Below are 22,453 nucleotides of genomic sequence, written 5' to 3' on the forward strand. Positions count from 1 at the left end.
CGCCGTGACAGCAACCACCAGCACCCCCGCCATTTCGACCCCGGCGCCGCTCTTCGGCGCCGTCCTGGTCGCCAACCGCGGCGAGATTGCCTGCCGCGTGATCCGCACCCTGCGCGCCCTCGGCATCCGTTCGGTCGCCGTCTACTCGGAGGCCGACGCCGGCGCCCGCCACGTGCGGGAGGCCGACGCCGCCGTCCGGATCGGGCCTGCAGCCGCCACCGAGAGCTACCTCAAGATCGAGGCCATCATCGATGCCTGCCGCCGCAGCGGCGCCGAGGCCGTGCACCCCGGCTACGGCTTCCTCAGCGAGAACGCCGACTTCGCCCGCGCCCTGGAGCGGGCAGGCATCACCTTCATCGGCCCCGGCGTCGAATCCCTGAACATCATGGGCGACAAGATCCGCTCCAAAAACCACGTCACCGGCTACGGCGTCCCCGTGGTCCCCGGCGTCGCCGAACCCGGCATGAGCGACGCCCAGCTGATCGCGGCCGCTGCCGGCGTCGGGTACCCGTTGCTGATCAAGCCCTCCGCCGGCGGCGGCGGGAAGGGCATGCACGTGGTCGAGCGGCCCGAGGACCTCGAAGCCACCCTCGCGACGGCCCGCCGGGTCGCGGCCAGCGCCTTCGGCGACGACACCCTGTTCCTGGAGCGGCTGGTCACCACCCCGCGGCACATCGAGGTCCAGGTCCTCGCCGACAACCACGGCAACGTCATCCACCTCGGAGAGCGCGAATGCTCCCTGCAGCGCCGGCATCAGAAGGTGATCGAAGAGGCCCCGTCCCCGCTGCTGGAGGGCCTTCCCGACGGCGCCGCCATCCGCGCACGGCTCGGCGAGGCCGCCTGCAACGCCGCCCGCAGCGTCAACTACTCCGGTGCCGGCACCGTGGAGTTCCTGGTCTCCGACGACGCCCCGGACGAATTCTTCTTCATGGAGATGAACACCCGCCTGCAGGTCGAGCACCCGGTCACCGAGATGGTCACCGGCATCGACCTGGTCGAATGGCAGGTCCGCATCGCCGCCGGGGAGGAACTCACCGTGGCCCAGGACGACGTCGTCCTCACCGGCCACTCCGTGGAGGCCCGGGTCTACGCCGAGGTGCCTGAGAAGAACTTCCTGCCCTCCGGGGGAGAGGTGCTGCTGCTGGATGAGCGCGGGGAGATCTTCACCGAGCTCGAGGACGCGGACGCCGCCGTTTTGGACGCCGGGGTCCCGGCAGCGGCGGACCCGGACATCCGGATCGACTCATCGCTGCGGCCCGGCGCCGAGATCTCCAGCGACTACGACCCGATGATCGCCAAGGTTATCGCCCGCGGTCCGGACCGGGCCGCGGCCCTCGCGAAGCTGGACACGGCCCTCTCCCGGTACACGGTGCTGGGTCCGGAGACCAACGTCGAATACCTGCGGATGCTGATCAACGACGAGGACGTCCGAGCCGGCCGGCTCGACACCGGCCTGATCGAACGCAAAATGCCGGGTTTCACCTTCCGCCGGGCCGGCGACGCGGAGCTGATGGCGGCGGCCCTGCCGTTCTGGGTCCTCGCCGAGGGTCCCGCGGGCCTGCGCTCGCCCTGGGACAGCGTCCGCGGCTGGCGGATCGGGGCACCGGCGGCGTGGACCATGAGCTTCGGCATTCCCGGGGGCGGGCTCGCCACCGTGGCGGTCACGTTCGTGGAGAACATCGACCTCGGCCGCGCCCGGGTCCAGGTCGACGGCGGCACCAAGCATGACGTGGCCGTGATCGGCCTCTCCGGCGACAGCATCCTCTTCGAGATCGACGGCGTGGAGCACCGGTTCGCGCTAGCGCAGTCCGGGCACGACTTCCTTCGGGAAGACCCGCCCGGGTTCCTCTTCGTTGGCAACGAGGGCTGGTCCTGCCGGCTCGAGCCGTTGACCCGGGAGGCCCGGCTCGCCCGGGTGCTCGCCGCCGTCGAACGCGAAGAGGGCGCCGCGGACCCCGCGGTGCGCTCGCCGATGCCCGGCACCGTGGTGTCCGTCTCCGTGGCCCACGGCGACGCCGTCACCGCGGGCCAGGCGCTGGTGGCCGTGGAGGCCATGAAGATGGAGCACCAGCTCACCGCACCCCTGGACGGCACCGTCCACCTCAGCATCACCACCGGCGACCTGGTCAAGGCAGACCAGGTCCTCGCCACCATCCACCCACAGGAGTGATCCCCATGCCCGATTTTGAACTCAGCGAGGACTACCAGGACCTCTCCGACACCGTCCGCGACTTCGCCGACCAGGTGGTTGCCCCGGTCTCCGCCAAGCACGACGAGGAGCACAGCTTCCCCTATGAGGTCGTCTCCCAGATGGCCGACATAGGCCTCTTCGGCCTGCCGTTCCCGGAGGAATCCGGCGGCATGGGCGGGGACTACTTCGCCCTGGCACTGGCCCTGGAGCAGCTCGGCCGCGTGGACCAGTCCGTCGCCATCACCCTGGAGGCCGGCGTCTCGCTCGGCGCCATGCCGATCCACCGCTTCGGCACCGACGCGCAGAAGGAGGAGTGGCTGCCGCTGCTGGCCTCCGGCAAGGCCCTCGCCGGCTTCGGCCTGACCGAACCCGAGGCGGGTTCGGACGCCGGCGGCACGAAGACCACCGCCCGGCTGGAAGGCGTCGGAGACGCAAAAAATTGGGTGATCAACGGCAACAAGGCGTTCATCACCAACTCCGGCACCGATATCACCAGGCTCGTCACCGTCACCGCAGTCACCGGTCAGCAGGAACGCCCGGACGGCAGCATCAAGAAGGAAATCTCCACCATCCTGGTGCCCACCAGCACGCCGGGCTTCACGGCTGAGAAGGCCTACAACAAGGTCGGCTGGAACGCCTCGGACACCCACCCGCTGACCCTGGACAACGTCCGGGTCCCGGAGGAGAACCTGCTCGGTACCCGCGGCCGTGGCTACGCCAACTTCCTCTCCATCCTCGACGAAGGCCGCATCGCCATCGCCGCGCTCGCCGTCGGCGCAGCCCAGGGCTGCGTGGACCAGTCGGTGAAATACGCCAAGGAACGCAGCGCCTTCGGCCAGAACATCGGCAAATACCAGGCCATCGCATTCAAGATCGCCCGCATGGAGGCCCGGGCCCACACCGCCCGCCTGGCCTACTACGACGCGGCCGCCCGGATGCTCGCCGGCAAGCCGTTCAAGACCCAGGCGGCCATCGCTAAGATGATCGCAGGCGAGGCAGCCATGGACAACGCGCGGGACGCCACCCAGGTGTTCGGCGGCTATGGCTTCATCAACGAGTTCACCGTGGCGCGCCACTACCGCGACTCCAAGATCCTGGAAGTCGGCGAGGGCACCACGGAGGTCCAGCTGATGCTGATCGCCCGCGAACTGGGCCTGTAGCCGCAGGGAAGGATCCTTTCGATGATCGATAAAGTTGTTGCCAGCGCCGCCGAGGCCGTTACGGACATTCCCGACGGCGCCTCGCTCGCCGTCGGCGGCTTCGGCCTCTGCGGCATCCCGGTCGCGCTGATCGAGGCCCTGCACGCGCGCGGCGCCACGGACCTGGAGACCGTCAGCAACAACTGCGGCGTGGACGACTGGGGCCTGGGTATCCTGCTCAAGGACGGCCGGATCCGCCGCACCATCAGCTCCTACGTGGGGGAGAACAAGGAGTTCGCCCGGCAATACCTGTCCGGCGAACTTGAGGTGGTCCTCACCCCGCAGGGCACCCTGGCCGAGAAGCTGCGCGCCGGAGGGGCCGGGATTCCCGCGTTCTACACCCCCGCCGGCGTCGGCACCCAGGTGGCCGAGGGCGGCCTGCCGCAAAAGTACGACGCCGACGGCAACGTCACGGTGGCCTCCGCGGCCAAGGAAGTCCGCAGCTTCCACGGCGCCGACTACGTGCTGGAGGAGGCGCTGGCGCCCGACTTCGGCCTGGTCCACGCCTGGAAGGGGGACCGGCACGGCAACCTGGTCTTCCACGCCGCCGCGATGAACTTCAACCCGCTCTGCGCCATGGCCGGGAAGATCACCATCGCCGAGGTGGAGGAACTCGTGGAACCGGGCGAGCTGGATCCCGGACAGATCCACGTCCCGGGCATCTTCGTCCAGCGCGTGGTCCTCGCCCCGGAGGCGGAGAAACGCATCGAGAAGCGCACCGTGGCCGCTGCGGCGCCCGCGGCGCCCGCCGTAACGACAGGAGCCTGACCGTGGAGAGCACCCCGACCCCGGACGGGCCGGCCCGGCCCGAAACCGTCCGGCACGAATACCGCCCGCCCGCCGTCGAACACGGCGCCGTTCCCGGCGGCGCCGACTCCGCCGCTCCGGCCAGGGGCTGGACCCGGAACGAGCTCGCCGCCCGCGTGGCGCGGGAGCTGCACAACGGCCAGTACGTCAACCTCGGCATCGGCATGCCCACGCTGATCCCGAACTACATTCCGGACGGCGTCGAGGTGGTGCTGCACTCGGAGAACGGGATCCTCGGCGTCGGGCCCTACCCGGCCGAGGACAGAGTCGACCCCGACCTGATCAACGCCGGCAAGGAGACCGTCACGGTCAACAAGGGCGCCGCCTTCTTCGACTCCGCCGCATCCTTCGGGATGATCCGCGGCGGCCACGTCGACGTCGCCGTCCTCGGCGCCATGGAGGTGGCGCAGAACGGGGACCTCGCCAACTGGATGATCCCGGGCAAGATGGTCAAGGGAATGGGCGGAGCGATGGACCTGGTCTTCGGTGCCAAGAAGGTGATCGTGATGATGGAACACGTTGACCGCAACGGCAACCCGAAGATCGTGGAGCGCTGCTCCCTCCCGCTGACGGGCAAGGGCTGCGTGGACCGGATCATCACCGACCTCGCCGTCATCGACGTCGTGACCGAGGGCGGGACCTCGCGGCTGGTGCTGCGGGAACTGGCTCCGGACGTGACCGCGGAAGAGGTGGCCGCGGCCACCGGCGCCGAACTTTTCGAGGAAGACCAGGAACTCTCCGTATGACCACCAGCCACTCCCACATGGACGCTGGCGCCGGCGGCGCGGGCCGCCGCGTCATCGAACAGCGCGGCCTCTACTTCGACGAGCTCGAGGAAGGCGTCGCCTACGCGCACCGGCCCGGCCGGACCGTGACCGAGACGGACAACGTCCTGTTCACCACCATGACCATGAACACCCAGTCGCTGCACCTGGACGCCGCCTGGAGCGCCGGACAGCCCTTCGGCCAGCGGCTGATGAACTCCATGTTCACCCTGGCCACCATGGTGGGCCAGTCCGTGCCGCAGCTGACCCAGGGGACCATCATTGCCCAGCTGGGCCTGACGGATGTGTCCTTCCCGCACCCGCTCTTCCACGGGGACACGCTCTACACGGAGACGGTGGTGACCGGTAAGCGGCTCTCCTCGTCCCGGCCGGGCCAGGGCATCGTGACCATGGAGCACACCGGCCGGAACCAGGACGGCACCGTGGTGGCGCTGGCGACCCGCAGCTGCCTGATGTGGACCCGCGACGCGCACACTTCTGCTCAGCCGGGGTCGCAGCCGGCGTCTCAGCAGGCGGCTCAGCAGGGCGGGTCGCGGGAAGCCGCGTCACCGGAAGCCGCCGAAAAGGGGAGAATCGAGGCATGACCTTCCTGATGGGCCCCGCCCTGCTCTTCTGCCCCGCCGACCGGCCCGAGCGCTACCAAAAGGCCGCCGACCGCGCGGACACCGTGATCGTGGACCTCGAGGACGCCGTCGCCCCCGCGGACAAGCAGCGCGCCCGCGGGGCCATCCTGGCCCAGCTCGGCTCGGCCGGTGACGTGCCCGAACTGGATCCCAGCCGGACCATCATCCGGATCAACCCGGCCGGGACCGAGGAGTTCGGGAAGGACCTGCACTGCCTCAAGCACACCCCCTACCGGCACGTGATGCTCGCCAAGGCCGAAAGCGCCGCCCAGCTCCGTGAGCTGGACGGCTTCAGCGTGATCGCCCTGTGCGAGACGGCGGCCGGGATCGTTAACGCCGCAGCCATCGCCGCCGAACCGAACGTGGTGGGCCTGATGTGGGGCGCCGAGGACCTGATCGCCTCCCTCGGCGGGACGTCCAGCCGGAACGACGACGGCGGCTACCGCGCCGTCGCCCTGCACGCCCGCTCCACGGTGCTGCTGGCCGCCCGCGCCGCCGGCAAGGAAGCGGTGGACTCGGTCTACGTCAACATCCCGGACCTGGACGGCCTGGCCACCGAGAGCCGCGACGCCGTCGCCTCCGGCTTCGGCTCCAAGGCCTGCATCCACCCGAACCAGGTGGCCGTGGTCCGGGAGGCGTACGCCCCGTCCGAGGAAGAAGTGGCCACGGCGCGCGAGCTGCTCGACGCCGCCGCAGCCGCCGGAACGGGCGTCTTCCAGCACAAGGGCAGCATGATCGACGGGCCCATCCTCAAGCACGCCGAGGCCACGCTCCGACGCGCCGGGCACTGACCTCCGGGGCTTTCGGGCCGCTTCTCAGCGGCGCCAGAGGTAGCGGTTCTCCGGCCGGCCGGCGGCGCCGTACCGCGGGGTGAGCCGGGCGAAGCCGTTCACCACCAGATACTCGAGGTACCGCCGGGCGCTGACCCGGGAGAGGCCCAGCCTCAACGCCAGCCCGGCCGCGGACACGTCCTCAGGACTGGCCCGCAGCGCCTCGATCACCGCGTCCAGGGTGGGCCGGGACAACCCCTTGGGCAGTCGCACCCCGTCCGCACCGGCACCGGCACTGAGCCCCGCGCCGGTCCCGCCGCCGTCGGCCTCTGACGCCTGACCTGCCGCGTGACCCCCGGCAGCCTGCCCAGCCCCGGCCGCCGCGGTAGCACGCCGGGCGGGTGCCACCAACCGGTCGATCCGGTCCTGGTCCAGCGGCCCGGCCGAGGACCCTGCGGCCAGCTCGTCGCGCAGCGCCACGTACTCGTCCAACCGCTCGTTGAGGGCCTGCGAGGTGAACGGTTTCACCAGGTAGTGCAGCACCCCGCCGGCCATCGCCGCGCGGACCGTCTCCAACTCCCGGGACGCGGTGATCACCAGGACGTCCGTGGGCTGGTGCGGCCGGTTCCGGAGCTGCCGCAGCACCTCCAGCCCGGACATGTCGGGCAGGTGGATGTCCAGCAGGACCAGATCGGGCAGCAGCTCCGCGGCGAGGTCCAGTCCCTGCCGTCCCGAGTGGGCGGTGCCGACGACGTCGAAGCCGCCGCGGGCCAGCAGGAAGCCGTGATGGATTCCCGCCACCGCCACGTCATCGTCGATGATGAGGGTGCGTATGCCGCTCATAGCCGTTCCAGTGCCGCCTTCCGTGGGGCGTCCGGCCCCGCCGCCGGGGGAGCCGCCGCGGCGCTCCCCGCCGTGTGTGAAGTAGTAATCGTGCCGAAGGTGACCGTAAACCGCGCCCCGCCCAGGTCCGAAAGGGTCACCGCCGCCGTCCCGCCGCGCCGCCGGGCAACGCGCTGGACCAGGGCCAGCCCGAACCCGCGGGTGTTCACGCCGTCGGTATCCTTGCTCGTGACCCCGGGGTCGAAGACCGCCTGCCGGGCCGCCTCCGGCACGCCCGGGCCGTCGTCCTCGACGGTGAGCACCCGTCCGCCGGCCGGGGTCTCGGCGAGGGCGACGGCCACGGTGCTGTCGTAGCCGGCGGCGTCCACGGCGTTGTCGATCAGGTTTCCCAGCACGGTGATGACGTCGTCGGTCCCGTCCGGGGAGCAGACCGAGTCCTCCGCGACCTCGATGTCGATCCCGCGCTCGGCGCACACCGTGGACTTGGCGATCAGCAGGGCCCGGACGCCGTCGTCGGTGATGCCCGCCGCCAGCGGACGGTTCACGAAGCCGGCGTCGGCCGCGCTGCGGCCCAGGAACTCCACCGCCTTCGACTGCTGGCCCAGCTCCAGCAGCCCGGAGACGACGTGCAGCTTGTTGGCGAACTCGTGCGCCTGGGCCCGGAGCGCCTGCGTCACGTCCAGGGCGCCGTCGCGGTCCCTGAGCATGGCGTGCAGCTCGGTCCGGTCCCGCAGGATCAGCACCTTGCCCACCTCCCGGCCGTCCACCGTGGCGGCGTTCACCTTGCCCAGGAGGATTCGCTCGCCGGAAAGGACCAGTTCTTCGGTGCTGGAGCCGGCCGCGAGGAGCCGGTGGATGCCCGGCTCCAGGGAGGCGGTGGCGGGGGAGCCGAGGATCTCCTCGCCCACGCCCAGCAGCCGCCGGGCCTCGTCGTTGACCAGCACCACGGTGCCGTCGGCGTCCACCGCCACCAGCCCCTCACCCAGGCCGTGCAGCATGGCGTCCCGGGTCTCGAGCAGCGCAGCGATGTCCTCCGGTTCCAGCTTGTAGATCCGCCGCCAGACCAGCTTGGAGATGTACATCGCGCCGAGGGACCCCAGCAGTGCGGCGCCCACCAGCCAGCCGAAGAGCTGCGGCAGGTCCTCGTAGAGGTCGGCGGCGAGGGTGCTCTCCAGGACCCCCACGGAGGCCGACCCGATCACCGCCCCGTTCCGGTCGAAGATGGGCACCTTGACCCGCCAGGACTCGCCGAGGGTGCCGGTCTGGGTTCCCACGTAGATGTCCCCGGCGAGCGGGACGGACGGGTCCGTGGAGACGTGCTTGCCGATCTCCTCCGCGTTCGGGTGGGACTGCCGCACGCCGAACTTGTCCGTCACCACCACATAGGTGACGTTCGAGGCTTGCCGGATCACCTCGGCGATCGGCTGGATGGTTTCCGCGGGGGCGGGCGTGCCGAAGGCGTTGATGACCGACGGGAGCCGCGCCACGGACTCGGCCACGCCGATCAGCCGGCTCTTGTACGCATCGCGCAGCTGCGCCTCCTGCATGCGGATGGTCACGACGCCGACGGCGGTGAGCACGGCCAGGACGATGGCCAGCTGGAGGGCCACCAGCTGGAAGCGGAGCGGGACGCTGTGAAACACCTCACAAGTCTGCCACCCGGGACCGCCGCCCGGTGCCGGAAGCCGGCCACGATCCGTGACCAATATGACCACTACTACCTCTACGTCCTAATACTGTCCCGCCACCGTGGCCGCTCCTAGGGTCGGGGAAGTGATTCCAATGATGTGCATCACATGTGTCCAAGGAGAGATCATGACGTTCCACCACACCTTCACCCGCCGCGCCGCCCTCACCGCCGGAGCGGCCGGCCTGGCCCTCACCCTCGCGGCTTGCGGCGGCAGCACCGGCACCGGCAGCGCCGCCGGCACCGGATCCGCCGCCGAACCGGTCAAGAAGCTCAGCATCATCGTCCCCGCCAACCCCGGCGGCGGCTGGGACCAGACCGGCCGGGCCATCCAGGCGGACCTGCAGTCCAACAAGCTCGTCAGCTCCGCCCAGGTCACCAACATCGGCGGCGGCGGCGGCACCAACGGCCTGGCCAAGCTGGCCACCGAAAAGGACGCCAACACCCTGATGGTGATGGGCTACGTCATGGTCGGGGCCGTCGAGACCAACGGCGCCAAGTCCCGCCTGGAGGACACCACCCCGATCGCCCGCCTCACCGAGGAGCCCCTGGTCCTGGTGGTCCCGGCGTCCTCGAAGTACCAGTCCGTCAAGGACCTGGTGGACGACATCAAGGCCAACGGCAAGGGCGTCGCCATCACCGGCGGCTCGGCCGGCGGCGCCGACCACATCCTGGCCGGGCAGATCCTCAAGTCCCAGGGCGTCGGCTCGGACAAGCTGAACTACATCGGCTATTCCGGCGGCGGCGAGTCCATTGCCGCGCTGCTGGGCAACAAGGTCCAGGCCGGCATCTCCGGCATCGGCGAATACGCCGAACAGGTCAAGGCCGGCAAGGTCCGCGCGCTCGCCGTCTCCGGCAAGGGCGAGGTCCCGGCGCTGCCCGGCATCAAGCCGCTCACTGAGCAGGGCATCGACGTCGTGCTGACCAACTGGCGCGGCGTGGTGGCCCCCGGCTCCATTGACGACGCCCAGAAGACCAAGCTGACCGAGCTCGTCACCAAGCTGCACGAGACCGAGGCCTGGAAGTCCACCCTGAAGAAGAACAACTGGGACGACGCGTTCCTGGCCGGCGACGGCTTCAAGACCTTCCTGGGCGAGGACATCACCAAGGTCAAGACCACGCTGACCGAGATCGGCCTGGTCAAGTAACAGTGTCCGCCCCAACAACAGAGTCCACCCACGTAGAGGCGCCCGCCAGGCGGCCTCTCGGGGAGATTCTCTTCGCCCTCCTGTTCGTCAGCATCGGCGCGGCGGGACTCCTGTCGGCGGGATCCATCCCGATCCCGCCGTCGGAGACCGGCATCGGCCCCCGCGCCTTCCCCTACATCGTCTGCGGCACGCTCGTGGCCGTCGGCACCGGCGTCGTCATCCAGGTCCTGCGCGGTAAGGTGGGCCAGGCCGAGGAGGGCGAGGACCTCGACGCCGACGCCTCCACCGACTGGGTGGCCCTGGCCAAGCTGGTCGGCTTCGTGGTGCTGCACATCGTCCTGATCGAGCCCGCCGGCTGGCCCGTGGCCGCGGCGGTCCTGTTCAGCGGCGCGGCCTGGACCCTCGAGGCCAAGCCGCTCTGGAAGGCGATCGTCGTCGCCGTGGTCATGGCCCTGCTCCTGCAGTACGTCTTCGGCGGCCTGCTGGGCGTGTCCCTGCCCCCGGGTCCGCTGTTCGAGGGGGTGCCGTTCTTCCATGGATAGCATCACGTTCCTGCTCGACGGCTTCGCCAACGCCCTCCAGCCGGTCTACCTGCTCTACGCCCTGGGCGGCGTCTTCGTCGGCACCGCCGTCGGCGTCCTCCCGGGCATCGGCCCGGCCATGACCGTGGCGCTGCTGATGCCCATCACCTACGCCCTGGACCCGGCGGCGGCGCTGATCGTGTTCGCCGGCATCTACTACGGCGGCATGTACGGCGGCTCGACGACGTCGATCCTGCTCAACACCCCCGGTGAGTCCGCCTCGATCGTCACCGCCCTCGAGGGCAACAAGATGGCTAAGGCCGGCAGGGGAGCAGCAGCGCTGGCGACGGCGGCGATCGGTTCGTTCATCGCGGGCACCATCGCCACCGTGCTGCTGTCCTTCCTGGCCCCCGTGGTGGCGGAATTCGCCGTCGGCCTCGGCCCGGTGGACTACGTGGCACTCATGGTGGTGGCCTTCCTCACCGTCGGCGCGCTGCTGGGCGCCTCGGTGCTCCGGGGGCTCGCGTCCCTGGCGCTGGGCCTGTTCATCGGCCTGATCGGCATCGATGACAGCACCGCCCAGCAGCGGTTCACCTTCGACAACCCCAACCTGGTGGACGGCATCGACATGGTGCTGGTGGCCGTGGGCCTCTTCGCCCTGGGCGAGGCGCTCTACGTCGCCTCCAAGCTCCGGCACGGTCCGGTGGAGGTCATCCCGGTCAGCAAGGGCAAGAACGCCTGGCTGTCCAAGGAGGACTGGAAGCGGTCCTGGAAGCCATGGCTGCGCGGGACGTTCATCGGCTTCCCGATCGGCACGGTCCCCGCCGGCGGCGCGGACGTCTCAACGTTTCTGTCCTACGCGGCGGAACGGCGGCTGGCCAAGGGCGAGAACCGGCGCCAGTTCGGCAAGGGCGCGATTGAGGGCGTCGCCGGTCCCGAGGCGGCCAACAACGCCGCCGCAGCCGGTGTCCTGGTGCCGCTGCTGACCCTAGGTATCCCCACCACCGCCACCGCGGCGATGATGCTGACCGCGTTCCAGCGCTACCAGATCCAGCCCGGGCCGCTCCTGTTCGAAAACCAGGGCGCCTTGGTGTGGACCCTCATCGCCTCCCTGTACGTGGGCAACCTGATGCTGCTGGTGCTGAACCTGCCGCTGGTGGGCCTCTGGGTGAAGATCCTGCAGATCCCGAGGCCGTTCCTCTACGCCGGCATCCTGGTCTTCGCGGCCCTCGGGGCGTTCTCGGTGAACTTCTCGCCGATCGACGTCGGGGTGCTGCTGGTGGTGGGCATCCTGGGCTACTTCATGCGCCGCTACGGCTACCCCGTGGCGCCCATGGTGGTGGCGATGATCCTGGGGCCGATGTTCGAGGTGCAGCTGCGGCGCTCGCTGCAGCTCTCCCAGAACGACCCCACCGCGCTGTTCTCCACCCCGTTCGCAGTCGTGGTCTACGCGACCATGGCGCTGATCTTCCTGGGTTCCTGGTGGCTGCGCCGCCGGCAGGCCGCCCTGGAGGCGGTCACCGAGAAGGAATCCGTGTCCGTCTAAGGCGGGAGCATTAGCCAGGCCACCGCGCCTGTTTGCCACGAATGGCCGGAATGGTACCCACCATTCCGGCCATTCGTGTCAGATCGCTGCGTTCCCGGCGGGCACTCAGTCCTCCGGCGGCAGGGACAGCGGCGGGATGGACTCCTCCAGCAGGATCCGGACCCAGCGCTGGCCGGTGGCGCGGAACTCCGCCCGGGTGGCGAAGCGGTAGTGGAAACTCCGGGCCCGCACCCAGCGCGGCCGGGCGCCGTCGAACGGGTCCTCCCGCAGCAGCCGCAGCGTGGGCCGGTCTGCCTCCAGCAGCTTCGCCAGGAACGCGTAGAACCATTGCTCGTGCACGCTGCGCAGCGGCAGGAACCACATCAGCCAGTCCAGCCGCAGGTGGTACGGCGCCCACTGCCGCGGCAGCCGGCGGACATCTCCGGGCTTGCCGCGGAACCCGTACTCCCGCCAGTCCGCCGTCTCGTCCGGCTCGGCGTCCAGCGTCCCTTCCACCACGATCTCGATCCGCTGCTTGGTCACCGAGCCGAACGCCCCGTAGGCATTGACCAGCTGCCAGCGGTTGAACGCGGCATTCATCAGCTGGTACGACGAGACCAGGTTCGCCGCCGGGCGGTAGCTGAGCACCAGCAGCAACACGGTGGCCAGGCTTACCAGCACCAGCCAGGGCAGCGGCGCCTGCGAGCCCTCCGTTGACACGACACCTCCCGCCGGCACTGCTCCCTCCGCCGCACCCGGGGGCCGCCAGCCGGACGGCAGGCCGGGGAACAGGGCGTGCAGCACCGGATCGCTCACCGCCGCGAAAGCCAGCAGAATCGCCATCCAGTTCAACCACGCGAAGTTGCCGCTGGCCACCAGCCACAGCTGGGTGAACACCACGATCCCCGCGGCCACGGACGCCAGCGGCTGCGGGGCGAACAGGAAGAACGGCACGACCAGCTGGGCGCCATGGTTGCCCAGGACCTCCAGCCGGTGCCAGGCCTTCGGCATCAGGTGGGCCTGGCGGCTCAGGGGCCCGGGCATCGGCTGGGTTTCGTGGTGGTAGTACAGCGCGGTGAGGTCCCGCCACTCCCGGCCGCCGCGGATCTTGATCATCCCCGCCCCGAATTCCAGCCGGAACAGCAGCCACACCAGCAGGAGCAGGACGGTCCGCGGCGGGGGAGTCTGCTCCGAGCCGAGGAACCCCACGGTGAACCCAGCCTCCAGCAGCAGCATCTCCCAGCCGAACCCGTAGAACGTCTGGCCCACGTTCACGATCGACATGTACAGCAACCAGAGCGCCAGGAAAGCCAGCAGCGGCAGCCACGGCGGCCCCTGCTGCGGCAGGCCCAGTACCAGGGCGGCGCCGATCAGCATCCCGACGGCGCAGACCGCGCGCAGCAAACGGTCCGAATAGTGCCAGGCGAACAGGGTGGGTCGAAGCGGGCGCCGGGCGCGGGCCAGGAGCGAGGGGACCGGGAGTAGTCCGCGCTCGCCGAGGAGCGCCGGAAACTGGTTCAGCGAGGAGAGGAACGCGACCACAAAAACGGCCGCGACGCCGCGCTGCAGTACCTGCCGGGCGAATCCGTAGTCCGGCGCGTCAAACCAGGCCGTCCACTCCACGATTCCCACGGTACGCCGCCGCCGGAGGGCGTCAAGGCGCGGCCGGGGCAGTGCCGGTGCGGGATACTGGAGGCATGAAGCCGCGCAGCATTGTCCTCCTCGGATCCACCGGGTCCATCGGTACCCAGGCCATCGACGTCGTCGACGGGGCGCCCGACCGGTTCGAGATCGTGGCGCTCAGCGCGGGCGGCGGCAACCTTGAACTCCTGGCCCGGCAGGCGGTCCACACCCGGGCCCGCGCCGTCGGCATCGCCGCCGGTGACCCTGCCGGGCTGCAGCGCCTGATCGACGACGCCGCGCGCGCTGCCGGTGTGACCGGCTACCGGCCGGAGATCCTCGCCGGCCCGGACGCCGCCACCCGGATCGCGGAGATCCCCGCCGACGTCGTCCTCAACGGCATCACCGGCTCGATCGGCCTGGCACCCACCCTCGCCGCCCTGAAGGCCGGCGCCACGCTCGCCCTGGCGAACAAGGAATCCCTGATCGTCGGCGGCGCCCTGGTCAAGGCCGCCGCCCGCGAGGGCCAAATCGTCCCGGTGGACTCCGAACACTCCGCCATCGCCCAGTGCCTGCGCTCCGGCACCGCCGCCGAGGTGGACCGCCTGGTCCTGACGGCATCCGGCGGTCCGTTCCGCGGCCGGACCCGGGCCGAGCTGCTGGACGTAAGCCCGCAGGACGCCCTGGCCCACCCCACCTGGGACATGGGCCTGATGGTCACCACCAACTCCGCCACCCTGGTCAACAAGGGCCTGGAAGTGATCGAGGCGCACCTGCTCTTCGACATCCCACTGGAGAAGATCGACGTCGTGGTCCACCCGCAGTCCGTGGTGCACTCGATGGTGCAGTTCACCGACGGATCCACCATCGCCCAGGCCTCCCCGCCGGACATGCGCCTGCCGATCGCCCTGGGCCTCGGCTGGCCGGACCGGGTTCCCGGCGCCGCGTCCCCGTGCGACTGGACCCGGGCCACCAGCTGGACGTTCGAACCGCTGGACGCCGGCGCGTTCCCCGCCGTCGGCCTGGCCAAGGACGCCGCCCGCCGCGGCAGCACCTACCCGGCGGTCTTCAACGCCGCCAACGAGGAAGCCGTGATGGCCTTCCACGCCGGCCGGATCCGCTTTCCCGACATCGTGGACACCGTCGAGGCCGTCCTCAGCGAGCACACAGGATCCTCCGGGCTGACGGTCGAGGCCGTGCTGGATGCTGAAACGTGGGCACGCGTGCGGACCCTCGAGCGTTTGGCCGTAGGAACCCCCGCCACCCCCAGCCAGTCCGTGCCCAGGAAGTAGCCAGACCCAGCATGAGCCCCGTTCTCCTCTTCATCCTCGGCGTCGTCTTTGTCGTGATCGGCATCGCCGTGTCCATCGCCCTGCACGAGGTGGGCCACCTGGTGCCGGCCAAGCTGTTCAAGGTCCGCGTCACCAAATACATGATCGGCTTCGGCCCGACCCTCTGGTCGCGGCGCCGCGGTGAGACCGAATACGGCGTCAAGGCCATCCCGCTCGGCGGCTTCGTCTCGATGATCGGCATGTACCCGCCCAACCCGGAAGACGGCACCGTCCGGGCCTCCAGCACCGGCATGTTCCAGTCCCTGGCGGCCGACGCGCGGTCGCTGGCGCACGAGGAGATCGGCCCCGACGACCGGGACCGGGTGTTCTACCGGCTGCCGGTCTGGAAGAAGATCATCATCATGCTCGGCGGCCCGGCCATGAACCTGCTGATCGGCCTCGTGCTGACGGCCGTGCTGCTGATGGGCTTCGGCGTGGCGGGCTCCACCACCACCATCGCCGACGTCTCCAAGTGCCAGGTCAAGGCCGGGGAAACCGTGGACCCGAACTCGCAGGACTGCAAGCTCACCCCCGCGGCCGCCGCCGGACTGAAACCGGGCGACACAATCACTTCCTTCGACGGCAGGCAGGTCACCAACTGGGACGAGCTCACCGGCTGGATCCGGGCATCGGCCGGCAAGACCGTGAGCGTCACGGTCCAGCGCGACGGCGCCCCCGTCACCACCACGGTGACCCCGGTGCTCTCCTCCCGCCCGGTGGTCGGCGCCGACGGACGCCAGGCCAAGGACGCGGACGGCAAGCTCCGCTACCAGGACGTCGGCTTCCTCGGCATCGGCCCGCAATCGGCGCTGGTGCAGCAGCCGGCCTCGGCGGTGCTTCCGATGGCGGGGGAGAACATCAAGCAGATCGCCGGCGTCGTCCTGAACCTCCCGGCCCGCGTGGTGGGCGTGGCGCAGGCGGCCTTCAGTTCGGAGCCACGGGATCCCAACGGCCCGATCAGCGTGGTGGGCGTCGGCCGGGTGGCCGGCGAGGTCGCCGCCATGGAACAGGTGCCGCTGCAGAGTCGGCTCGCCACCCTGGTGGGCCTGCTCGCCGGGCTGAACTTCGCCCTGGCCGTCTTCAACCTCGTCCCGCTGCTGCCGCTCGACGGCGGCCACGTGGCGGGCGCGCTGTACGAGGGTGTCCGGCGCCGGATCGCCAAGCTCTTCGGCCGCCCGGATCCGGGGGCGTTCGACATCGCCAAGATGCTGCCCGTGACGTACGTGGTGGCGGCGCTGCTGATGGGCATGTCAGCGCTGCTGATTTACGCGGACATCGTCAAACCGGTGAACCTTTTCGGTTGATTCCCGCTACTAAGCCATTTTGAACTGATTTTTGATAATCAGCTTTAGATGGTTGATCTTTATGAATCAGCCGCCTAGGGTTGCGGTATGTACGTCCTGACGATCGACCAGCGCGGCAGCAGCACCGATGTGGATCGGGTTCCCGGGCTGCTGGCGGCGCTGGCCCGGCTGGTCCCCGGAGCCACCTTCGAACGCTCCGTCGGCGACGAGCTGCAGGGGGTGCTGCAGTCGCCGGCCGAGGCGGTGGACACCGCCCTGCATGTCCTTCGCGACGGCCACTGGTATGTCGGAATCGGCGTCGGGGCCGTGGACCAGCCGCTGCCTGCCAGCCCCCGTGAGGGCTCCGGGCCGGCGTTCGTGGCGGCCCGGCTCGCGGTGGAGCGGGCCAAGGCCGCCGGGCATGTCCCCCTCGCCGTCGAAGCCGGCACCGCGGGGACCCCACGCCGCGGGGCGGCCTCCCGTCCGGCCGGCTCCAGAGACGGCGCCGCCGGGACACCGGCCGCGCCGCCGGGAGAGCGGGAGGCTGCCAATGCCGAGGCGGTCCTGCGGCTGATCGGCCGCCTGGTCCAGGACCGGACCGCGGCCCAGTGGAAGGTGGTGGACGCGCTGCGTGACGTCCGCGACGGGCGCGCCGGCACCCACGGCAGCCAGAAGGCCGCCGCCGCCGCGCTGGGAATCACGGAGCAGTCGGTGAGCCGTGCCCTGCTTCGCTCCCGCTGGCAGGAAGAATGGGCGGCACGGCCCGCGGCGGAAATGCTGCTGGCCCTGGCCGACGGCCAGACCGCGGGCGCGGACGGCCACGCCGCGCGCACCCCGAGCGAAGGAGACCGGTGAACGCCCTCTGGATCACACTGGCGCTGCTGATTGCGGGCTTTGCCGGCTGGCCGGTTACCGCCCTGGTCTTCCGCCTGGCCCGCACCATCGACGACAGGGCCGACGCCGGGCAGTCGGCCGACGCGGTTGACGACGCCGACGGCGGTCCCGGCTGGAGCGACTCCGACGCCGGTCCCGGCTGGAGCGACGATCCCTCGGACGGGGCTGTAACCACGGCCGCCGGAACCCCGGCAATCCCGGCCGCAGCAAGCACTGAGACTCCAACCCCCGAGACCCCAGCCCCCGCGCCCGTCCCGGCGGCCGCCGTCGGCACCCGCATCCTGCGCGGCGGGGCGATCATCGGCGTGCTGGAACGCCTCGCCGTCGCCCTCGCCATCCTGGCCGGGCAGCCCGTGGCCATCGCCTATGTGGTCGCCATCAAGGGCCTGGGCCGGTTCGCCGAACTGAAGGAAACCCCGGTCGCGGCCGAGAGGTTCATCATCGGCACCCTCACCTCGATGCTGTGGGCCGCCGGCGTGGCCGCGCTGGCGAGGGTTCTGCTGCAGGCCTGAAACCGGGCCGATGGATGGGAACCCGGTGGACTGGGGGATAGGGTAGCGGTATGACTGTTTTTGCTGTTGAGTACGTTTACGACGCCGAGTCCGCCGAATCCCGCGCCGCCGCCCGACCCGCCCACCGGGAATGGACCGCCGGCCTGGCCGAGGACGGCACCCTGCTGGCCAGTGGCCCGTACTCCGACGGCGCCGGCGCGTTGCTGATCCTCAAGGCAGCCGACGAGCAGGCCCTGAGCGAGCTGCTCAAGCAGGACCCGTTCGCCGCCGCCAGCGCCATCTCCGGTATCCGCACCACGGCCTGGGCGCCGGTGACCGGCCTGCTGGCCGGCCACTCCGCCTAAGCGGCCCGCCCACCCTTCGCACTACGCTTCGATCCCAGAGGAGTCCCCGTGACCTCGGTCAGCCTCGGAATGCCGTCGGCACCGCCCCCCGTTCTTGCCCCGCGCCGGAAAACCCGCCAGATCAAGGTCGGCTCGGTCGGCGTCGGCTCCGACTTCCCGATCAGCGTGCAGTCCATGACGACCACGCCGACCACGGACATCAACGCCACCCTTCAGCAGATCGCCGAGCTCACAGCCTCCGGCTGTGACATCGTCCGCGTGGCCTGCCCCTCCGCCGACGACGCGGAGGCGCTGCCCATCATCGCGAAGAAGTCGCAGATCCCGGTGATCGCGGACATCCACTTCCAGCCGAAGTACGTCTTCGCCGCGATCGAGGCCGGCTGCGCAGCGGTCCGGGTCAACCCCGGCAACATCCGCAAGTTCGATGACCAGGTCAAGGAAATCGCCCGCGCCGCCAAGGACCACGGCACCTCCATCCGGATCGGCGTCAACGCCGGTTCGCTGGAGCCCGGCATCATGAAGAAGTACGGCAAGGCCACCCCGGAGGCGCTCGTCGAGTCCGCCGTCTGGGAAGCCTCGCTGTTCGAGGAGCACGGCTTCCACGACTTCAAGATCTCGGTCAAGCACAACGACCCCGTCGTCATGGTGGCCGCCTACGAGATGCTCGCGGAAAAGGGCGACTGGCCCCTGCACCTCGGCGTGACCGAGGCCGGCCCCGCCTTCCAGGGCACCATTAAGTCCGCCACCGCCTTCGGCGCGCTGCTCTCCCGCGGCATCGGCGACACCATCCGCGTGTCCCTCTCTGCCCCGCCGGTGGAGGAGGTCAAGGTGGGCAACCAGATCCTGCAGTCGCTGAACCTGCGCCCCCGCAAGCTCGAGATCGTCTCCTGCCCGTCCTGCGGACGCGCCCAGGTGGATGTCTACACCCTCGCCGAGGAAGTCACCGCCGGCCTGGAGGGCATGGAGGTGCCGCTGCGCGTGGCCGTCATGGGCTGCGTGGTCAACGGACCCGGCGAGGCCCGCGAGGCGGACCTCGGCGTGGCGTCCGGCAACGGCAAGGGCCAGATCTTCGTCAAGGGCGAGGTCATCAAGACCGTCCCCGAGAACCAGATCGTTGAGACACTGATCGAAGAGGCCATGCGCCTCGCCGAAGAGATGGGGGAAGCCGATGGCGAAGATGCTGTCAAGGGTGGCCCCGTGGTTAGCGTTTCGTAAGGACGGTACCCAGGCCGGTGCCGCCGTCCGCCTCCTCGGCGCCGGCGACACCGGCGCCCTCCGCGATCTCGCGCGGCGCGACCCCGTCGCGAACGTCTTCATCCTGTCCCACCTCGAATCCACCGGCACCGCCGCGCCAACCGCCGGCGGCGCCAGCATCCTCGGCGTGTTCGACGGCGGGGCCCTCGTCTCGGCCTGCTGGGCCGGGGCCAACCTGGTGCCGGTCGAACTGGATGCCGACCTCGCACCCCTCATCGCGGCCGCGGCACACCGCGCCGGTCGCCGCTACGCCTCCATCTTCGGCCCCGCCGAGGCCGTACTGGCGCTGCACGCGGCCATGGAGGACCTCGGGCACACCGCCCAGGAGATCAGGGCGGACCAACCGCTCATGACCATCAGCGGCACGCCGCTGATCGAGCCCAATCCGGCGTTGGGCTTCGGGCAGATGGCCGACTTCGACCGCATCCTCCCCGCCTGCGCCGCTATGTTCGAGGAGGAGGTGGGCTACTCGCCCTACCTCGGCGGCCGCGAGTTCTACAGCCGGCGGATCAAGGGGCTGATCCGGGCCGGGCACTCCATGGTCCACCTCGGGCCCGACGGCGAGGTCATCTTCAAGGCCGAACTCGGCGCCGTCACATCCGCCGTCACGCAGGTCCAGGGCGTGTGGATGAACCCCACCCACCGCGGGCTCGGCCTTAGCGCCGGGTACATGGCTGCCGTCGTGCTCCTGGCCCAGCGGCTCGCTCCGGTGACCAGCCTCTACGTCAACGACTTCAACGTCCGTGCCCGGGCCAGCTACGAACGGGTGGGCTTCGAACAGGCCGGCAGCTTCGCGACGGTGCTTTTCTAAGACCGTGCTCTTCTAAAACCGCGCTCTTCTAGGACGGTGCCGTTCCACCCCGCCCGAGACACGTCATGTCACCGACTTGTGACAAAAATATAAGGGCACACTCTTGTTTTGGCGACGGGGATCACATAGGTTCTAGCTAGCCGCGCCGAGAAGGCGCGAGCGGTCTCAGGGGGAAACCACCAACTGGCCCCGCAGCCGCCCGGAAGGGCAGGCTCGGGCCAGGGTTAACAGCCTTGATAAAAGCGGCACTGGGGTCGCGGGGCCGCGCCACGACGGATGACCAGCCGGAAACGGCCAGGGGCTTCCACGCCGGGGCGCGGCCCTTCCCATTCCCTGACGCCTCCCGCCCGGACACATGCCACCCGCACACATGCCGCCCCGGGAACCCTCGTCGTCCGGGAACCCGCGCCGCGGCGAGACGGTAGATTGGTAGCTGGACATTTCGTGCCTCCCCGGAGGCCCCGCATTTCTCAGAAACGGATACCCCTCCAGTGGTCCTTCGACTCTCCCAGCTGTTCCTGCGCACCCTCCGTGAAGACCCCGCCGACGCCGAGGTGGCCAGCCACCGGCTGCTGGTCCGGGCCGGCTACATCCGCCGCGCGGCCCCCGGCATCTACACCTGGCTGCCGCTGGGCCTGAGCGTCCTGCGCCGGGTGGAGCAGATCATCCGCGAGGAGATGACGGCGATCGGCGCCCAGGAGGTCCACTTCCCGGCGCTGCTGCCGAAGGAGCCCTACGAGGCGACCAACCGCTGGACCGAGTACGGCGAGGGCATCTTCCGGCTCAAGGACCGCAAGGGCAACGACTACCTGCTGGCCCCCACGCACGAGGAAATGTTCACCCTGCTGGTCAAGGACCTGTACTCGTCGTACAAGGACCTGCCGCTGAGCATCTACCAGATCCAGAACAAGTACCGCGACGAGGCACGCCCCCGGGCAGGCCTGCTCCGCGGCCGCGAGTTCATCATGAAGGACTCCTACTCCTTCGACGTCGACGACGCCGGCCTGGACGCCAGCTACGCCGCACACCGCGGCGCCTACCTGAAGATCTTCGAGCGCCTCGGCCTCGAGGTCGTCCCGGTCACCGCGACGGCCGGCGCCATGGGCGGGTCCAAGAGCGAGGAATTCCTGCACCCCACCGAGATCGGTGAGGACACCTTTGTCCGGTCCGCCGGCGGCTACGCGGCCAACGTAGAGGCCGTCACCACCGTGGTTCCCGCGGAGATCGACTTCACCAACGCCCCCGCCGCCGAGGTCCGCGACACCCCGGACACCCCCACCATCGACACCCTCGTGGCGGCCGCAAACACCCTGGCGCCCCGCAGCGAAGCCGACGGCGGCGCCTGGACCGCCGCGGACACGCTGAAGAACGTCGTGCTCGCCGTCACGCTGCCCACCGGTGAGCGCCAGCTCGTCGTCATCGGCGTCCCCGGCGACCGCGGCGTGGACCTCAAGCGCGTCGAGGCCACCATCGGGTCCTTCCTGCCGATCGCCGGTGAGATCACCCTCGAGGCCGCCAACGAGGAAGACCTCAAGAAGCAGCCGCTGCTGGTCAAGGGCTACATCGGCCCGGGCATGTCCCTGGACGCCCCGCTGCTCGGCTCCGAGGGCGCGTCGAAGCTGCTCTACCTGGTGGACCCCCGCGTCGTCAGCGGCTCCGCCTGGATCACCGGCGGCAACGAGGCCGGCAAGCACGTCTTCGGCCTGGTGGCCGGACGCGACTTCGGCTGGGACGGCGTCATCGAGGCCACCGAAGTCCGCGCCGGCGACCCCGCCCCGGACGGCTCCGGCCCGCTGGAAACCGCCCGCGGCATCGAAATGGGCCACATCTTCCAGCTTGGCCGCAAGTACGCCGAGGCCCTGGACCTCAAGGTCCTGGACCAGAACGGCAAGCAGGTCGTCGTCACCATGGGCTCCTACGGCGTCGGCGTCACCCGCGCGGTGGCGGCCCTGGCCGAATCCAACCACGATGAGAAGGGCCTGGTCTGGCCCCGCGCCGTCGCCCCGGCCGACGTACACGTCGTCGCCGTCGGACGCGGCGAGGAGATCTTCGCCGCCGCCGAGAAACTCGCGCTCGAACTGGAGGCCGCCGGCCTCGAGGTCATCTACGACGACCGTCCCAAGGTCTCCCCGGGCGTGAAGTTCGGCGACGCCGAACTCGTCGGCGTGCCCACCATCCTGGCCGTCGGCCGCGGCCTGGTGGACGGCGTCGTCGAGATCAAGGACCGCCGCAGCGGCGCTGCCGAGAACATCGCCGTGGACCGGGCCGTCGACCACGTGCTCAACGCCGTCCGCAACGCCTGACC

20 protein-coding genes are annotated in these 22,453 nt (G+C 70.2%); 17 read left to right on the top strand and 3 right to left on the bottom strand.

Annotated features, from left to right (window positions below; translation table 11 throughout):
* Positions 1–4: 4 nt before the first annotated feature.
* Genes ACFVY3_RS08565 through ACFVY3_RS08590 form a run of 6 tightly spaced genes read left to right on the top strand, consistent with a single transcriptional unit; the run spans position 5 to position 6,396 of the window.
* Entirely contained in the window at positions 5–2,170 is a 2,166-nt protein-coding gene (locus ACFVY3_RS08565) for a biotin carboxylase N-terminal domain-containing protein (RefSeq protein ID WP_400159414.1), read from the top strand.
* Positions 2,171–2,175: 5 nt separating this feature from the next.
* Entirely contained in the window at positions 2,176–3,351 is a 1,176-nt protein-coding gene (locus ACFVY3_RS08570; protein ID WP_400159415.1) for an acyl-CoA dehydrogenase family protein, read from the top strand.
* A 21-nt stretch (positions 3,352–3,372) separates the two neighbouring features.
* Entirely contained in the window at positions 3,373–4,158 is a 786-nt protein-coding gene (locus ACFVY3_RS08575) for a CoA transferase subunit A (RefSeq protein WP_400159416.1), read from the top strand.
* A 2-nt stretch (positions 4,159–4,160) separates the two neighbouring features.
* Positions 4,161–4,943: a CoA transferase subunit B gene (locus tag ACFVY3_RS08580; protein ID WP_400159417.1), complete on the top strand. Its 783-nt coding sequence runs from the start codon at positions 4,161–4,163 to the stop codon at positions 4,941–4,943.
* A 17-nt stretch (positions 4,944–4,960) separates the two neighbouring features.
* On the top strand, positions 4,961–5,566 hold the full coding sequence (locus ACFVY3_RS08585) for a MaoC family dehydratase (protein ID WP_400159499.1): 606 nt from the start codon (positions 4,961–4,963) through the stop codon (positions 5,564–5,566).
* Positions 5,563–6,396, top strand: coding sequence for an HpcH/HpaI aldolase/citrate lyase family protein (locus ACFVY3_RS08590; RefSeq protein WP_400159418.1), 834 nt, complete (start codon positions 5,563–5,565; stop codon positions 6,394–6,396). Before ACFVY3_RS08585 ends, ACFVY3_RS08590 begins: the two co-directional genes overlap by 4 nt.
* Before the next feature lie 24 nt (positions 6,397–6,420).
* On the opposite strand, the gene ACFVY3_RS08595 is transcribed toward ACFVY3_RS08590, so the two are convergent.
* Together ACFVY3_RS08595 and ACFVY3_RS08600 are read right to left on the bottom strand one after the other, a co-directional pair.
* Positions 6,421–7,218, bottom strand: coding sequence for a response regulator (locus ACFVY3_RS08595; RefSeq protein ID WP_400159419.1), 798 nt, complete (start codon positions 7,216–7,218; stop codon positions 6,421–6,423).
* The gene (locus tag ACFVY3_RS08600) at positions 7,215–8,861 is read right to left on the bottom strand and encodes an ATP-binding protein (RefSeq protein ID WP_400159420.1); all 1,647 of its coding nucleotides are present in this window, start codon (positions 8,859–8,861) and stop codon (positions 7,215–7,217) included. Before ACFVY3_RS08600 ends, ACFVY3_RS08595 begins: the two co-directional genes overlap by 4 nt.
* Positions 8,862–9,033: 172 nt before the next feature.
* On the opposite strand from ACFVY3_RS08600, the gene ACFVY3_RS08605 reads away from it, so the two are divergent.
* The 3 genes from ACFVY3_RS08605 to ACFVY3_RS08615 are packed head-to-tail and all read left to right on the top strand — an operon-like array spanning position 9,034 to position 12,120.
* Positions 9,034–10,053, top strand: a complete 1,020-nt coding sequence (locus ACFVY3_RS08605) for a tripartite tricarboxylate transporter substrate binding protein (RefSeq protein ID WP_290258379.1) — start codon at positions 9,034–9,036, stop codon at positions 10,051–10,053.
* A 2-nt stretch (positions 10,054–10,055) separates the two neighbouring features.
* Entirely contained in the window at positions 10,056–10,595 is a 540-nt protein-coding gene (locus tag ACFVY3_RS08610) for a tripartite tricarboxylate transporter TctB family protein (RefSeq protein ID WP_400159421.1), read from the top strand.
* A complete protein-coding gene (locus ACFVY3_RS08615) occupies positions 10,588–12,120 on the top strand; it encodes a tripartite tricarboxylate transporter permease (protein WP_290258377.1) in 1,533 nt (510 codons plus the stop codon). Before ACFVY3_RS08610 ends, ACFVY3_RS08615 begins: the two co-directional genes overlap by 8 nt.
* A gap of 105 nt (positions 12,121–12,225) precedes the next feature.
* Here ACFVY3_RS08615 and ACFVY3_RS08620 read toward each other — a convergent pair whose 3' ends face one another.
* Complete coding sequence (locus tag ACFVY3_RS08620) at positions 12,226–13,722, bottom strand: lipase maturation factor family protein (protein ID WP_400159422.1); 1,497 nt, start codon at positions 13,720–13,722, stop codon at positions 12,226–12,228.
* Between the two features lie 74 nt (positions 13,723–13,796).
* Here ACFVY3_RS08620 and dxr point away from each other — a divergent pair, with 74 nt between their 5' ends.
* The 8 genes from dxr to ACFVY3_RS08660 all read left to right on the top strand — a co-directional run bounded on the left by dxr (position 13,797) and on the right by ACFVY3_RS08660 (position 22,451).
* Positions 13,797–15,011 (top strand): 1-deoxy-D-xylulose-5-phosphate reductoisomerase, encoded by a 1,215-nt coding sequence (gene dxr / locus ACFVY3_RS08625; RefSeq protein ID WP_400159423.1) that lies wholly within the window; start codon positions 13,797–13,799, stop codon positions 15,009–15,011.
* An 11-nt stretch (positions 15,012–15,022) separates the two neighbouring features.
* Positions 15,023–16,354, top strand: coding sequence for a M50 family metallopeptidase (locus ACFVY3_RS08630; protein ID WP_400159424.1), 1,332 nt, complete (start codon positions 15,023–15,025; stop codon positions 16,352–16,354).
* A gap of 87 nt (positions 16,355–16,441) precedes the next feature.
* Positions 16,442–17,188, top strand: a complete 747-nt coding sequence (locus ACFVY3_RS08635) for a MarR family transcriptional regulator (RefSeq protein ID WP_400159425.1) — start codon at positions 16,442–16,444, stop codon at positions 17,186–17,188.
* The gene (locus tag ACFVY3_RS08640) at positions 17,185–17,739 is read left to right on the top strand and encodes a hypothetical protein (protein ID WP_400159426.1); all 555 of its coding nucleotides are present in this window, start codon (positions 17,185–17,187) and stop codon (positions 17,737–17,739) included. Before ACFVY3_RS08635 ends, ACFVY3_RS08640 begins: the two co-directional genes overlap by 4 nt.
* 50 nt (positions 17,740–17,789) lie before the next feature.
* On the top strand, positions 17,790–18,083 hold the full coding sequence (locus ACFVY3_RS08645; RefSeq protein ID WP_290258370.1) for a YciI family protein: 294 nt from the start codon (positions 17,790–17,792) through the stop codon (positions 18,081–18,083).
* Positions 18,084–18,131: 48 nt separating this feature from the next.
* Positions 18,132–19,298: a flavodoxin-dependent (E)-4-hydroxy-3-methylbut-2-enyl-diphosphate synthase gene (gene ispG, locus ACFVY3_RS08650; RefSeq protein ID WP_290258369.1), complete on the top strand. Its 1,167-nt coding sequence runs from the start codon at positions 18,132–18,134 to the stop codon at positions 19,296–19,298.
* Complete coding sequence (locus tag ACFVY3_RS08655) at positions 19,261–20,148, top strand: GNAT family N-acetyltransferase (protein ID WP_400159500.1); 888 nt, start codon at positions 19,261–19,263, stop codon at positions 20,146–20,148. The genes ispG and ACFVY3_RS08655 overlap by 38 nt, the downstream gene beginning before the upstream one ends.
* Before the next feature lie 491 nt (positions 20,149–20,639).
* Positions 20,640–22,451, top strand: a complete 1,812-nt coding sequence (locus ACFVY3_RS08660) for a proline--tRNA ligase (protein WP_400159427.1) — start codon at positions 20,640–20,642, stop codon at positions 22,449–22,451.
* Positions 22,452–22,453: the final 2 nt, after the last annotated feature.

Origin of the sequence: Arthrobacter sp. BPSS-3, assembly GCF_044628475.1 — a bacterium.
Taxonomy (GTDB): domain Bacteria; phylum Actinomycetota; class Actinomycetes; order Actinomycetales; family Micrococcaceae; genus Arthrobacter.